A 13,886-nucleotide genomic window follows, 5' to 3' on the forward strand; every position below is an offset into this window, starting at 1 on the left:
ATGAGCGAAGGCCGCAGCTGTCCGTTGGCGTACCGGTACTCTGCCGAATCGCTTTGCGAGGATCCCCGCACGGTTTCCGAGGACGTGCTGTATATCATTGGAGGGCTTTACGGGAATCCCTGGGCCCTCGATGAAATCGAGCAGATGGCGCTGGCGGAGGAGCGTCAGGGGCACCGGGTGAAGCTGGTGTTCAATGGTGACTTCAACTGGTTCAACGCCAGCGATCGCCTGTTCCGAACCATCAATAACCGGGTGTTGGATCACACGGTCAGTCTCGGGAATGTGGATTTCGAGCTGGCGAATCCCAGTGCCGGTGCCGGATGCGGTTGCGCCTACCCGGATTTTGTCGATCAGGGCGTAGTGGAGCGGTCGAACCTTATCATGGAGCGGCTTCAGGGGATTGCCGGGGAACATCCGGATATCCAGCGTCGCTTGTCCTTGCTGCCGCGGTATCGATGCCTGATCTTTGGAGGCCTAAAGGTTTTGGTGGTGCACGGGGATCTGGAGTCCCTGGCCGGATGGGGGTTGGCTCACGAAGCTTTTGTCGAGGGTAACGATGGCAAGCTCTCGCAATGGTTCCTGGCGTCGGGGGCCGATGTCATTGCCTCAACCCACACGTGCCTGCCGGTGCTCTGGTCGGGGTTGGTGGGTGAGCAGAATCGGGTGGTAGTGAACAATGGCTCCGCAGGCATGGGGAATCTGCAATCAGACCCGCGTGGGCTGATCACCCGGATTGGTCTGTCCAGCCCCGTCATTGAGCCGGTTGCCGGAATTGAGCGGCATGGGCTGCATGTGTCTCTGCTGCCTGTATCCTATGCACTTGAGGCCTGGTTGCCGGAGTTTGACCGGTTGTGGCCGGTCGGCTCGCCTGCCGCTGTGTCCTATCGGAACCGAATTCTGAAAGGCACCTCACTGAGTGCCGATGATGTGATTTTTCCTTCACTAATTTAACCATTTTGTCACTGGCGAATGCTTCAATCCGGTCTATTCTGAAAGAGTGAGCTGGAGCCTTGCCGTAGGCGGGTTTGAGCTGTACTTGAAATATATTTTGTGGTCTATATAATTCAACACTAACTTTTTGCCACGAATTGATCTCGTTATGACATCAGAAGGATCGAATACCACCGCCATCACGCTTCGCACACCGGTGAAAGATGATGGCTTCAGGCTCCACCAGCTGGTGGCAGAGTGCCCGCCGCTGGACCCCAACTCGATTTACTGCAACCTGTTGCAGTGCAGCCACTTTGCCGAAACCGGCGTGGCCGCGGAGAAGGACGGCGATCTGGTCGGCTTTATCTCCGGATACATCCCTCCCCAACAGCCCGAAACCATGTTTGTCTGGCAGGTGGCCGTGCATGAGAAAGGTCGTGGACAGGGCCTGGCCAAGCGGATGCTGAAAGAAATCGTTGGCCGTGATGCGTGCAAGAACGTCACCCATATGGAGACAACCATCACCGAGGACAACGAGGCCTCATGGGCGCTGTTCCGTTCATTCGCCCGTGATATGGGAGCCGAGCTCACCTACCACGAGCATTTCGAGAAAGAGACCCACTTTGGCGGCAAGCACGATTCCGAATTCTTGCTGCGCATAGGGCCTTTCACGAAGCCAGCCTGAGGGCCGCGGTCCTGGATCAGCCCTGCAACAAGATTGCGGCGCTGTGAACGACTGTAAAGCTGTGATTTGAATTAGCCGGCGGACCACTGAGGTAGGTCTGTCACAGGGCTTTAATCAACGCACGGTAGGCCTATCGCTACCCCATCAGCAGTTTTTGATAAGCCACCGCGCATCTACCTCGAACCTGACATGCTAAGAGGCAAGACGATGGAAATTTTCAAGTCGACTGAATCCGAAGTACGTGTATACAGCCGTGCGTTTCCGGTTATCTTCAACCGTGCCAAGAACGCGCACCTGTACACTGAAGATGGCAAGGAATACCTGGATTTTCTCGCCGGCGCCGGGTCCCTGAACTACGGCCACAACAACGACACCCTGAAGAAGGCTTTGCTTGAGTACATCGAGGCAGACGGCGTGAGCCAGGGCCTTGATATGTTTACCACGGCCAAGCACGACTTCATGGAATCCTACAAGAAGCACATCCTGGATCCCCGTGGTCTGGACTACAAAATGCAGTTCACCGGTCCCACCGGCACCAACTGTGTGGAAGCGGCCCTGAAGCTGGCCCGTAAGGTGAAAGGCCGCAGCGGCATTATTTCCTTTACCAACGGTTTCCACGGCGTGACCATGGGCGCGGTTGCCACTACGGGTAACAAGCATCACCGCGGCGGTGTTGGCACGCCCCTGGGCAATGTCGACTTCATGTTCTATGACGGCTACCTGGGCGACGATGTCGATACCCTGGCGATCATGGATAAACTGCTGAGCGATGGTTCCTCCGGTTTTGAACTGCCAGCGGCGGTAATCGTCGAAGCGGTTCAGGGCGAAGGCGGTCTGAACGCCTGTCGCGCGGAATGGCTGAAAGGTCTGTCGGAGCTGTGCAAGAAGCACGATATTCTGCTGATCCTGGATGATATCCAGGCGGGCAATGGCCGCACCGGCGAGTTCTTCAGCTTTGAATTTGCCGGTATCAAGCCGGACATCGTAACGGTTTCCAAGTCCCTCAGCGGCTATGGCCTGCCGATGGCCCTGGTACTGTTCAAGCCGGAGCTGGACGTGTGGGATCCGGGCGAGCACAACGGTACCTTCCGCGGCAACAACATGGCGTTTATCACTGCCCGCGCTGCTGTCGAGAACTACTGGAAAGACGATGCCTTTGCCAATGAGGTGAAGGCCAAGACCAAGGTGCTGGGCGATGCCCTTCAGTCGATTTGCGACAAGTACCCCGGTCAGTTCAAAATGAAGGGGCGCGGTTTGATGCGTGGTATTGAAGCAAAACACGCAGACATCACAGGCCCGATCACCAAACGTGCCTTCGAGCACGGCCTGATCATCGAGACCAGTGGTCCGAATGATGAAGTCATCAAGTGCCTGATGCCGCTTACAACCAGCGAGGAAGACCTCAAGAAAGGGGCTGCTCTGCTGGCAAAAAGTGTGGACGAAATCATGCAGGAAGGGCTCAGCGAGGCGTCGTAAGACGCCTGCACCTCCGGACATTCATGCTGCAGGATAGCAAAGGCAAGATTATGACCAGCCAACTACATACCGTTGAGAAAATCGGCGGCACCTCGATGAGTAACTACGAGGCCGTTCGTGACAACATCATTATCGGTAATCGCAAGAAGGACAATCTGTACCAGCGCATTTTCGTGGTCTCTGCCTATGGCGGCGTGACCAATGAACTGCTGGAACACAAGAAGACCGGTGAGCCAGGCGTCTATGCCCTGTTTGCGGATGCAGAGTCTGACTGGGCCTGGGGTGACGATCTCACCAAGCTGGTCAAGTTCCTGACCGACATCAACGGCGAGCTGTTCGAAGACCCGATGCTGAAGCAGCAGGCGGATCAGTTTATCACCGACCGGATTGAAGGTGTTCGGGGCTGCCTCATCGACCTGCAGCGCCTGTGCTCCTATGGCCAGTTCCAGCTGGAAGAACATCTGCTGACGGTGCGTGAAATGCTGGCCGGTATTGGTGAGGCCCACAGTGCCTTCAATACCGCCCTGAAGCTCCAGCAGGAAGGCATCAATGCCCGCTTTGTGGATTTGACCGGCTGGCGCGATAACGAGTTGCTGCCGCTGGACGAAAAGCTCAAGCAGGCCTTCGATGCGGTGGACCTCACCCGTGAGCTGCCGATCGTGACCGGTTATGCCCAGTGCAAGGAAGGTCTGATGCGTACCTTCGACCGGGGTTACAGCGAGATGACCTTCAGCCGGGTAGCAGTAATCACCGAGGCCCGGGAGGCGATTATCCACAAGGAATACCACCTGAGCTCTGCCGACCCCAACATTGTTGGCGCAGACAAGGTGGTGCCACTGGGCCGGACCAACTATGACGTGGCCGACCAGCTGGCCAATCTGGGCATGGAAGCGATCCATCCCCGTGCCGGTAAAGGCATGCGCCAGAACGAGATTCCGCTGCGTGTGATGAACACCTTTGAGCCGGAGCACACCGGTACGCTGATCACCGGCGATTACGTCAGTGAGAAGCCTCAGGTGGAGATCATCGCGGGCGCCAAAGGCGTTTTTGCCGTGGAAGTGTTCGATCAGGACATGCAGGGCGAGCCGGGCTCCGATCGCCGTATTCTGGATGTATTGAGCCGTTTCAAGGTTCGGTTCATGTCCAAGGACACCAACGCCAACACCATTACCCACTATGTGGGCAGCACGCTGAAACACGTCAAGCGGGTGGTCAAAGCGCTGAAGGAAGAGTTCCCCAATGCCGAAATCAACACCCGGAAGGTGGCGGTTGTTTCGGCCATCGGCAGCGATATGAAGGTTCCGGGTATTCTGGCCCGTTCCGTGAAGGCGCTGGCCGATGAGGAAATCAGTATTCTTGCGCTGCACCAGTGCATGCGTCAGGTGGACATCCAGTTTGTGGTGGATGAGGACGACTATGAGAAAGCCATCGTTGCTCTGCATGGCGTTCTGATCGAGCCTCACAACCATGAGTATGCGATCGTCGCAGCCTGAGTTTCTGTAACTTCCCCGCACGATACCCACAGCCGACCGTCCGTGTCGCCTGTGGGTTTTTACTGACCCTGCCCCGGTAAATCCATCAGCTACAGCACGTCGTATTCTTTGGTGTAAATTCTGACCGGTACCTAAGCCATGCGAACGACCGAAAGGCTGGGACCGTCTCCGACAACGCCCAACGATGGTGAAAGGGATTCCCTGGTCGGGCTGTACTTCAGGGATGCGTCCCGGTATGAACTGCTGACAGATGAGGCCGAACGCCGCCTCTCCCGCAAACTGACACTGTGCTACCGAATTATCAGTACCGAACTGGCCCTGCCGGAGGAGACTCCGCAGACGTTCCGGGAAGTGATTGGTAGCCTCGGAGACGCCTGTGCGTTTTCATCTCGATGTCGCCGGGCCTTTCATCTGGCGACGGCTTGTCGTCGCAAGCTGATACAGAGCAATCTGCGTCTGGCGGTGCATATTGCCCGCCGTTACGGGCAGCACGGCATCCCTATGTCTGACCTCATCCAGGACGCCAACGTCGGTCTGATCAAGGCGGTAGAGCGTTTTGATCCCACCAAGGGCTTCCGATTCTCGACTTATGCCTACTGGTGGATAAGCGAGGAAGTCAAACGCTGCCTGCAGCGGGGGACGCGGCTGGTGCACACACCGGAAAATGTGGTGGATGAAATTCGACAGCTGCACAAGGTGTCGCTGCGAATGCATCAGAGCCTTGGGCGGACGCCTTCCCAATCGGAGCTTGCCCGCGAAATGGAGGCAAGCCCGTCGAGGATCGGCGAGTTAAGGGCGCTGGCGACCCGGGAGATATCAACCGATGTTCCCCTTGTTGAGGACGGGTCCGTCACCCTCGGAGACAGCCTGGACGCCGGCGACCAGATGGCGCCGGATCACCCGATGTCGGACAGGGACCGGCAGCGCACCCTGAAGTCGATGCTCAGCGAGCTGAATGATCGTGAGAAAGACATTCTGTCGCGTCGTTATGGTCTGGGACTGCCGGAACCGGAAACGCTGCAGGTGATTTCCGACGATCTTGGCATCAGCAGAGAGCGGGTGCGCCAGATCGAGAAAACTGCCCTGAAGAAGCTGCAGAGTCGTTACGAATCCCCCGAAGATGCGTTTGGAGCCTGATTTACGTCAGGCTCCCGCATTCCCCTTCAGAATTCAGTGAGCAGTGTGCAGCAGGAGAAACCAGGCTGCCGCTGTAAGCTGACAGACCAGGACGACTGAGGTGAGGACGAGTCTCAGGCGAAGATACCAGGCTGGCCAATAGACCTTCATCCAGCGGGCGTCCACCAGATAGAGGGCGAGATAGGCACTGGTATACAACACAATCTGGCCACTGACAGGCAGAAGTAGCCCTATCCCTGCGGCCACAAAGAAGACCTGGCTGAGTAGCATAGTCATCAGTGGAGACAACGGGTAGCAGCAGTTGTCCAGCTGCATGGCAATGGGCCAATAGACGCCAGCCATAAACGCCAGAATGCCTGCGCTGTACAGATAGAAGTAGCCGAGAAGCGCCACACTGTATTGCGGCATGAAAAACAGCCCCGCCAAGAGGCCGATAAACGGGATCAACCCCGCGATGCCAACAAGGATGGCTAGTCTCGCTACAGCAATCACGGTTTCTGCCTCTGCACCCGGATTCGCATCGGTTCAACGTCGGTCGGTTCCATTCCCACCATTTCGTGGTAAGCGGAGGGGTGGACCACCTGGGTCTCCCGAATGTCGAACGACGCCAGGGTGTCCTGGATCTGCCAGGCACCCCGGAAAAGGCTGGTGGTTCCGTTCTTTTCCGAGAGGAGCAGGGTCTGGTTGTCCATACTCAGGCGGGCCATGTAGTGCTGGCCCTCAAGCGAGAGGATCTCAAGCAGGTCGATAACCGGACTCTGCAGGCTTCTGAGTTGGTCAAGAGTGATTCGCACAGTAAAGCTCCGCGGTTTCAAACACTCCAGAACTTACGACCCCCCAGCCTATTGAGATCATTGGCTTAGTAAATAGCATTCCCGGTGTTGTGGGCACTGAACCAGATGATCATTCACCATGCCGGTCGCCTGCATGAAGGCGTACACAATGGTTGGGCCGACAAAGGTGAAACCGGACCGCTTCAGAGCTTTCGACATGGCCTCGGATTCTGCGGTTGTGGTCGGCACTTCGGAGAAGGCGCGCCAATGGTTCTGGATTGGTTTATCGCCAACAAACGACCAGAGAAAATCACTGAAACCGATACCTTGTTCTCGCAGATCCAGATAGCCCCGGGCATTCTTGATGATCGATCTGACCTTTAACCGGTTGCGGATGATGCCCGGGTCTGACAGCAGTTCCTCGACCTTTGCCTCATCGTAACGGACGATCTTTTCCGGATTGAAGTCATCGTAAGCGGCTCGGTAATTGTGCTGTTTTCGCAAGATGGTGATCCAGCTCAGGCCGGCCTGTTGGCCGTCCAGGCAGAGTTTTTCGAAAAGGGCGAGATCGTCGTACTCCGGGCGGCCCCAGACGGTGTCGTGATAGTGCACGTAAAGCGGATCATTTCCACACCAGGGGCAGCGTTCAGCGGTCTCCATACAATAGCCTGTGTTATTTGTGTCTGGTTCGGGTTACGGGCTTTTTCGACGAATCGTGCGTTGGAACAGTGGCTCCCAGTAGGCCTCCATCGGCTCGGCATCCACCAGGGCGAAGTCCCGTGGCGGCGGCTCAAGTAGGGTGATTTCCGGCCATAGGGGCCGGCTTCCACGGTACACCACGGTCAACAGATAGCCTTCAATATAGCAACAGGCCGCCTGCCAGTCCTGCTCGGGCTGGTCGCCGTAGATCTCGAAATTCTTCCGCACCTCAAGCGTTTGCAGGTTGCCGGCAATGCCCCTGCCCGTGGCTTTCAGCCATGCTTCCTTCAGGGTCCAGACCTTGAGGAAGGTGTTGGAGTCGTCTTCGCGGAACAGCCACTCCTGCTCGACGGGGGAGAACCAGCGTTTTACTACTTTCTGCCATTGAGCATGGCGCTGGCAGGGTTCAAGATCCAGTCCAATGGGGGAGCCTGATAGAGTGGCGCAGGCAGACAGGCCCTGGCTGTGGCTGAGGGACAGTCGCCAGCCCTCGGGCGTGCCGGACGCATTAGGGCGCCCGGATACCGGGCAGCAGAGGTCCGGTGCCATCTGCGCTGACTTGCCGATGGCCTGACGAATCAGCCAGCGGCTGGAAAGGTATTCTCGTTCCCGGGGACCGCTGAACTTGCTCGCTGTCTGGCGTTCGTAGTCAGTCAGCCAGTGCGGGTGCGCAATTTCGGGCCCGTCGGTCTGGTGACACAGCCAGACCGACGGTCGGGATTCAGGGTTGAAGTCGCTGGATGAGCCAGCCATCGCCTTTCCTCACATATTCAAAACGGTCGTGAAGCCGGCTGGGCCTGCCCTGCCAGAATTCGATACGCTCCGGCACGATGCGATAGCCGCCCCAGAAGCTGGGAAGAGGCACTTCGCCCTCGCTGAACTTCCGCTTGATTTCGGCAACCTTCTGTTCGAGTAGGCCCCTGGACGTAATGGCCTTGCTCTGTTCGGAAACCCAGGCGCCGATCTGGCTGCCCCTGGGGCGCGATGCGAAGTACCGCAGGGATTCGGCCTTGCTGACTTTCTCAACGGCACCCTGGATCCTTACTTGTCGGTTCAATCCGATCCAGGGGAACAAAAGCGCCGCCTGCGGATTTTCCTCCATCTCCTTCGCTTTGCGACTGCCGTAGTTGGTGTAGAACACAAAGCCATGGTCGTCGAAGTACTTCAGCAATACCGTGCGTAGATCTGGCATGCCGTCCTGCCCCGTGGTCGCCAGCGACATGGCGTTGGGTTCCAGAATGCCTGCTTCCCGGGCATCCTCAAACCAGTTCTGGAACTGCTGCACCGGATTATTGTCCAGTGCATCGCGATCCAGCCCCTCGCTCTCGAAATCACGACGCATATCGCCGATGTCCATAACCTGTCCTCTTGCCTGCGCGTAAAACGCCCCGGGAGAAATACGAGCCAGAAGCATATCGGGTTCAGGGTTCACTGTCAGCGCTGCTTATGTCTGAAACGGTTACATAAACCCAACAATAAAGTGAGACCTGTATCACAGCTGGCCCGTATCTCCTTCGACGCCGATGCGGGTCTGGTTTGGGCAAACTGCCTGGCTGGCCCGCGCGCACACACAAAACAAAGGTTTGCACAAATGATGTCCGAATATGATCTGCCCCTGGTTGTCGCCTCCTTTCTGGTTGCTGTATTGGCAGCTTATGCGGCTCTGTTTTTTGGTGCCAGACTCGTTAATGCGGAGTCTGGCGAACGTCGGAAATGGCTACTGGCCGGCGCCCTGCTGATGGGCACCGGAGTCTGGACGATGCATTTCGTCGGAATGCGGGCTATGCCGATGGGTGTTCCCATGTCGTTTGATGTGATGATGACGTTGGTTTCCTGGCTCGCAGCCGTGCTCGCTTCCGGTGTGGCTCTGCACATCATCGGGCGCAAACAATTGGGAGTCCCTCTGTTCGTCAGTGCGACCCTGTCCATGGCCAGCGGTATCGTAGTGATGCACTACCTGGGCATGTATGCCATGCGCATGTCAGCGCCGCCAACGTTTAACACCGTATTTTTGCTGATTTCGATCGCGATTGCCGTTGTGGCTTCGGGAGCTGCGCTTGCCCTCTGCCGGAAACTGCAGGGCATGGACGGATCCGGCACCCTGGCGGTACAGTTCGTGGCCGCCCTGGTGATGGCCGCTGCAATCTGTGGGATGCATTACACGGGCATGATGGCGATGACCTTTCCGGAGGGCGCCGTGCCTGCAGCTGACAACGGCCTGCGGGGGAACTGGATGGGAATACCCCTGGCAGTCTTCTGCATTGCGATGCTGGCCGTGGCCCTGGTTGTGACCGTTCTGGATGTAAAACATCAGCGGGCACTTGAGGCATTCAAGGCGGAAGAGGATAAACGGGTGGCAGAGCTTGCCTTTACCGATGCCGTTACCGGCCTGCCCAACCGGTCAGCGCTGGAACAACGCCTGCTGGATATCCTTGCCCGGGACAACGACCGCGGCAACCCGTTTGCCTTGATTTACCTCGACATCGCCAACTTCCGTGAACTGTCCACCGGAATGGGTGATGAGTCGTTGAACGCGGTCGTCAGGGAAATCAGCGAGGCATTGCGTGATCAGATGTCGGATCAGGTGTTTCTCGCCCGATACTCGGCCAGCGCCTTCTTTGCCCTGGTGCCAGATCATGAAGATAGCCAGCATGCCTTCATGTACAAGCGGTTGCGGCAGATTGATCAGCGTATCGGCACGCCTTCAATGCCGGTTACCTGGCGCGCCGGCCAGGCGGCCTATCCGAAAACCGGCAATTCGACCCGCAAGTTGGTGCGGGCTGCCATGGTACCCAGAGACCTCAATGAGATCGGCGAATTTGCGAACATGGCCGCCGACCCGGAGTTAGTGATGCCGGGTCATAACCGTCACAGCTGACAAACAGCCTCTGGGACGACTATCCTTGTGAACAGGCAGGTGGGCAAGATTGCCCCGGGAATCCGCCGTTTAGAAGGAGATGTCCGTGGCCCAGAGCCGTAAACGCAGTCATATGCCCAGGAATCTGTTGATCGGATTCCTGGTGCTTTTCATCCTCTATGCCCTGGCCGGTTTCCTGCTACTTCCCTGGTGGCTGGAGCGTCTGGTACCCGAGCAGCTGGACCAGCGTATGGGCTGGCAGGCAGAAATCACTGATATCCGAACCAACCCGTTCACCCTTCGAGTCGAGGCGCTGGGTCTGTCGGCCAACGATCCCCAGGGTGAGCAGGTGGTTGCCTTTGACCGGCTCATGTTGGACATGAACTTTTTCCAGCTGGTTCGGGGTATTGCCGGGTTTGAAGCCATCCAGCTGGATGAGCCCTATGTTCGGGTGGATCTGCTGGAGGACTACAGCGTCAATTTTGCGAGAGACTGGCAGGCGGCCAACCCGGGACCTGCAGAACCAGCGCCTGAAGCGTCGCAATCGGATGACGCGGCGGCGCCACCCCGGCTGTACTTCGGGAAAATTGAACTCAACGGCGGCGAAATGTTGTTCCGGGATTTTACCCAGGCGGACATGGCCGAGTTCCGGATTACCCCGATGGATCTTACCCTGAGTGATCTGGCCACCTGGCGTCGCGAGGGGCAGGACAGCGATTACTCCCTGCTGGCGGCGCTGGGCAGTCAGACCATCGAGTGGCAGGGTGATCTGAGCGTCGCCCCGTTCTACTCGAACGGCACGCTCAAGGTGTCATCGGTGGGCTATGAAACCCTGGCTCATTTCCTGGCTCCTTTCTTTCCCTATGATCTGCGTGGTGGCAGCGTCACCCTGAGCTCCGACTATGAAATCCAGGCCGGCGACGGCTTTTTCCTGGAGACGGCCAACGGTCAGCTGCAACTCGAGAATCTGGCCGTCGCTCTGGATGAACAGAGTGAGCAGGCGAGATTGACCAACGCTGAGCTTTCTGTGGATGCTGTCGGGTTCGACTTGAATGGCCGCGAAATCCGTATCGGCCAGGTCTCTCTGGACAAGCTCGATGTGGCCGTGGCCAGGAGCGCAAACGGAGAGATTGACTGGTTGGCGCCGCTGGCCACCAACAACGGTGAGACGGAGGGCGGCGGCGAAGCGTCTACCGGCGGCCAGCCATTCCGCTGGTCAGTGGCGGGCGTCGCGCTCTCCGGTGGGCGTATTCTCTGGCAGGACAGTCAACCGGCGACAGCGACTGAAATTGCCGTAGAGCAGCTTTCCGCATCCATCGGGCCACTGAGCCATCTACTTGAAGAACCGGTCTCTTACGAAATAACCGGAAGCCTGGCCAGTGGCGGCCAACTGTCACTGAACGGCCAGCTGACACCTGCACCGTTTACCCTGGAAGCCGCCATCTCCGGAAACGGCATCGCTCTGGCCGCCTTTGAGCCCTACGTTCAGGAAGGCGCCAACCTCGCCATTACCAGCGGCACTCTGGGCGTTGACGGCAACCTTGATCTGGATGGGCAGCAGGAGCCTCTCACGGGCACCTTCAGCGGCACCGCGGAAGTGGCCGGTCTGGATCTGAAGCTGCCCGACAGTTCTGGTTCGCTGGTTTCCTGGCAAACTCTGCGCCTGGCACCTATTGAATACAACGTGTATCCGGCACGCCTGGAAATAGGAACGGTGACCCTGGCCCAGCCGGTCATCAACGTTGTCCGCAATACCGACAATATCCACAACGTCGAGCGGATCGCCAAAGCGCCAGCGGCCGGTGGTCAGCAGGAGGCGACCGCAGATGCTCAGCAGGGGGAGGATTCCGAGCCGGGGTTCATTTTCCGTATTGGCCAGCTGATGCTGGAAAATGGCGAGCTGGCGTATACCGACCGCACGTTGGCGCCGGCGTTTACCACCTGGTTTGATGAGCTGAACGGCAGCGTGACAGGCCTCAGCAACATTTCCCCACAACAGGGCAAGGTCTCTATCCGGGGCCGGGTCGGCGGCGTGGCGGACCTGGACTTTGAAGGCACCATTGGCACCCTTGGTACCGAGGATGTCAGCGATCTGAAACTGAATATGCAGGAATTGTCCCTGCCTGCGCTTTCGCCTTACTTTGGTCGTTACCTGGGTTATGGCGTGGACAGTGGCAAGCTGAACCTGAATCTTGATTATGAAATTGCCGGATCCAGGATCGATGCGTCCAATCTGGTGGTGATGGATCGTCTCGAGCTGGGTTCGGCCATCGCCAGTGATCAGGCCGTTAATGCGCCGGTAAAACTCGGCCTCGCGCTGCTTCGGGACAGTAAGGGAGTGATTGAAGTCGACTTGCCCATCAGCGGCGACCTGTCTGACCCGGACTTCAGCGTCGGAAAAGTTGTGATGCGGGCGTTCGTGAACCTTCTGGCCAAGGCAGCGGCCTCACCGTTCAGTATGCTCGGCTCGATTGCCGAGCTCGCCGGCCTGAGCGGGGAGGAGCTCGGGAAGGTGAGGTTTATCCCCGGCAGTATCCAACTGGCCGAAGGCGAGGCGGAAAAGCTGGCCGCTCTGGCAGACGCGCTGCTGGACCGGCCGGACCTGTTGCTGAACATACGTGGCAACGTTGAGTCCCAGGCAGATGGCCTTGCCCTGTTGCGTGATGAACTGACTGCAAGTGGTGAGCAGGACCTGTCGGAGGAGGCATGGCAGGAGGCCCGGGAAGCCTACCTGGCCGGTGAGCGGTCACTTGCGCCGGAGGCATTGAGAAATCTGGCATCCTCGCGAGGCCAAAGCTTGCGTAACATCATGCAGCAAACCCACGGAGTCCCTGCCGATCAATTGTTCCTTCTGAGTCCGGCCCGCAATGCGGAAGTGGGTGATGAGGGCAACGTTATCGTGGCGTTCAACCTGGACGTGCGATGAAGTCAGGGTGCCTCGAAGCTGGTCAGAAAGCCCGCTGGCAACCGCAGGCCCCAGTTTTCAACGAGTTGCCGGTAGCGGCCGTCGTCCACCAGTGGCGCCAGTAGTCGAAGCATTTCGTCCGCACTCGGGGCGCCGCCCTTTCGGGCAATGATGCTGAGCTGGTAGCGTTGATCCGGCTCGTTCGAGATCAGCAATTTGTCCCGGTCTTGCGGGTGCTGGGCAAAATGTTTCTGCAGGTAAGAACGGCTGATGATGGCAACCTCGGCAACAGAAGGCCGGTCGGCCTTGATCAGATTCATGTTGCGCGTGTGGCTGTCGGAAAACTCGATATTGAATTTTTCTTCCAGCACGGAGTTGTCAGTTTCGTACCCGGTAAAACCATAGTAATAGCCGGAAATGGCCACAATAGATCGGTTGCGCAGGTCGTTAAAGAATGAGGAGTCTCTGCCGGGTTTCTTGAGAGCGACATAAAGTTCCTCGTCGGCCAGGATCGGGCGGGTAATGTCCACATCCTTCTCTGTCCAACCCCAGTCAGGGCTTTGAAAGAAGATGACGTCGTAGAGACCGGCATCGAAATCCAGGTGGCGGCGTTTGGGGGAGGTGTGGATGATATGGAATGAGACATCCGGGTGTATCTGCTCAAGCACCTCCAGCAGTCCCCCGAGGAAGCCCTCGACTTTGCCATCGGAATTGACACTGGCGATCGGGGGAAAATGGTAAACGCCCACAGTGATTTCGGTTTCGTTTGCCCGAACCGGCGCCGTTGCCAGCATAATAGCCGCAACAAGAATGGCCATTAATCTTCGAATATGGGCTTCAGCGGACACGATATCCCCGGTTATGTAACAATTGAATACGCATTCAGAATAGCACGGGGATTTTGTGCACCTGAAGCAAAAGATTATGAACT

General features: G+C 57.7%; 13 protein-coding genes. 7 read left to right on the forward strand and 6 right to left on the reverse strand.

Features of this window, described 5'->3' with window-relative positions:
- The 5 genes from KYE_RS19370 to KYE_RS19390 all read left to right on the forward strand — a co-directional run bounded on the left by KYE_RS19370 (position 1) and on the right by KYE_RS19390 (position 5,721).
- Positions 1 to 951 (forward strand): hypothetical protein, encoded by a 951-nt coding sequence (locus KYE_RS19370; protein ID WP_008176885.1) that lies wholly within the window; start codon positions 1 to 3, stop codon positions 949 to 951.
- Between the two features lie 148 nt (positions 952 to 1,099).
- The gene (gene ectA, locus KYE_RS19375; protein ID WP_008176886.1) at positions 1,100 to 1,615 is read left to right on the forward strand and encodes a diaminobutyrate acetyltransferase; all 516 of its coding nucleotides are present in this window, start codon (positions 1,100 to 1,102) and stop codon (positions 1,613 to 1,615) included.
- A 207-nt stretch (positions 1,616 to 1,822) separates the two neighbouring features.
- Complete coding sequence (gene ectB, locus KYE_RS19380; RefSeq protein WP_008176887.1) at positions 1,823 to 3,091, forward strand: diaminobutyrate--2-oxoglutarate transaminase; 1,269 nt, start codon at positions 1,823 to 1,825, stop codon at positions 3,089 to 3,091.
- 50 nt (positions 3,092 to 3,141) lie between these two features.
- Positions 3,142 to 4,584, forward strand: a complete 1,443-nt coding sequence (locus tag KYE_RS19385; RefSeq protein WP_039882177.1) for an aspartate kinase — start codon at positions 3,142 to 3,144, stop codon at positions 4,582 to 4,584.
- Between the two features lie 138 nt (positions 4,585 to 4,722).
- A complete protein-coding gene (locus tag KYE_RS19390; protein WP_008176892.1) occupies positions 4,723 to 5,721 on the forward strand; it encodes an RNA polymerase sigma factor RpoD/SigA in 999 nt (332 codons plus the stop codon).
- A gap of 33 nt (positions 5,722 to 5,754) precedes the next feature.
- On the opposite strand, the gene KYE_RS19395 is transcribed toward KYE_RS19390, so the two are convergent.
- From KYE_RS19395 to pdxH, 5 genes are read right to left on the reverse strand one after another with little or no spacing between them, the layout of a single operon-like run.
- Positions 5,755 to 6,213 (reverse strand): DUF3429 domain-containing protein, encoded by a 459-nt coding sequence (locus tag KYE_RS19395; RefSeq protein ID WP_008176894.1) that lies wholly within the window; start codon positions 6,211 to 6,213, stop codon positions 5,755 to 5,757.
- Positions 6,210 to 6,515, reverse strand: coding sequence for a DUF6482 family protein (locus KYE_RS19400; protein ID WP_008176895.1), 306 nt, complete (start codon positions 6,513 to 6,515; stop codon positions 6,210 to 6,212). The genes KYE_RS19395 and KYE_RS19400 overlap by 4 nt, the downstream gene beginning before the upstream one ends.
- A gap of 57 nt (positions 6,516 to 6,572) precedes the next feature.
- On the reverse strand, positions 6,573 to 7,154 hold the full coding sequence (locus KYE_RS19405; protein WP_008176897.1) for a DNA-3-methyladenine glycosylase I: 582 nt from the start codon (positions 7,152 to 7,154) through the stop codon (positions 6,573 to 6,575).
- A 33-nt stretch (positions 7,155 to 7,187) separates the two neighbouring features.
- Positions 7,188 to 7,946, reverse strand: a complete 759-nt coding sequence (locus KYE_RS19410; RefSeq protein ID WP_008176898.1) for a 4'-phosphopantetheinyl transferase family protein — start codon at positions 7,944 to 7,946, stop codon at positions 7,188 to 7,190.
- A complete protein-coding gene (gene pdxH / locus KYE_RS19415; RefSeq protein WP_008176900.1) occupies positions 7,915 to 8,550 on the reverse strand; it encodes a pyridoxamine 5'-phosphate oxidase in 636 nt (211 codons plus the stop codon). Before pdxH ends, KYE_RS19410 begins: the two co-directional genes overlap by 32 nt.
- 234 nt (positions 8,551 to 8,784) lie before the next feature.
- Here pdxH and KYE_RS19420 point away from each other — a divergent pair, with 234 nt between their 5' ends.
- Complete coding sequence (locus tag KYE_RS19420) at positions 8,785 to 10,071, forward strand: MHYT domain-containing protein (RefSeq protein WP_008176902.1); 1,287 nt, start codon at positions 8,785 to 8,787, stop codon at positions 10,069 to 10,071.
- A 79-nt stretch (positions 10,072 to 10,150) separates the two neighbouring features.
- Positions 10,151 to 12,976, forward strand: a complete 2,826-nt coding sequence (locus KYE_RS19425) for a DUF748 domain-containing protein (protein ID WP_039882155.1) — start codon at positions 10,151 to 10,153, stop codon at positions 12,974 to 12,976.
- Between the two features lie 2 nt (positions 12,977 to 12,978).
- On the opposite strand, the gene KYE_RS19430 is transcribed toward KYE_RS19425, so the two are convergent.
- Positions 12,979 to 13,803 carry a substrate-binding periplasmic protein gene (locus KYE_RS19430; protein WP_227497887.1) on the reverse strand — a complete coding sequence of 275 codons (825 nt, stop codon included), beginning with the start codon at positions 13,801 to 13,803 and terminating at the stop codon, positions 12,979 to 12,981.
- Between the last annotated feature and the right edge of the window lie 83 nt (positions 13,804 to 13,886).

The sequence above is a fragment of the Marinobacter manganoxydans MnI7-9 genome, from assembly GCF_000235625.1.
GTDB lineage: Bacteria > Pseudomonadota > Gammaproteobacteria > Pseudomonadales > Oleiphilaceae > Marinobacter > Marinobacter manganoxydans.

Bases quoted from the DNA above. Each gene is read 5' to 3' on its own strand.
- KYE_RS19370 (WP_008176885.1), top strand. From the start codon at position 1: ATGAGCGAAGGCCGCAGCTGTCCGTTGGCGTACCGGTACTCTGCCGAA.
- ectA (WP_008176886.1), top strand. From the start codon at position 1,100: ATGACATCAGAAGGATCGAATACCACCGCCATCACGCTTCGCACACCG.
- ectB (WP_008176887.1), top strand. From the start codon at position 1,823: ATGGAAATTTTCAAGTCGACTGAATCCGAAGTACGTGTATACAGCCGT.
- KYE_RS19385 (WP_039882177.1), top strand. From the start codon at position 3,142: ATGACCAGCCAACTACATACCGTTGAGAAAATCGGCGGCACCTCGATG.
- KYE_RS19390 (WP_008176892.1), top strand. From the start codon at position 4,723: ATGCGAACGACCGAAAGGCTGGGACCGTCTCCGACAACGCCCAACGAT.
- KYE_RS19405 (WP_008176897.1), bottom strand. From the start codon at position 7,154: ATGGAGACCGCTGAACGCTGCCCCTGGTGTGGAAATGATCCGCTTTAC.
- KYE_RS19410 (WP_008176898.1), bottom strand. From the start codon at position 7,946: ATGGCTGGCTCATCCAGCGACTTCAACCCTGAATCCCGACCGTCGGTC.
- pdxH (WP_008176900.1), bottom strand. From the start codon at position 8,550: ATGGACATCGGCGATATGCGTCGTGATTTCGAGAGCGAGGGGCTGGAT.
- KYE_RS19420 (WP_008176902.1), top strand. From the start codon at position 8,785: ATGATGTCCGAATATGATCTGCCCCTGGTTGTCGCCTCCTTTCTGGTT.
- KYE_RS19425 (WP_039882155.1), top strand. From the start codon at position 10,151: ATGTCCGTGGCCCAGAGCCGTAAACGCAGTCATATGCCCAGGAATCTG.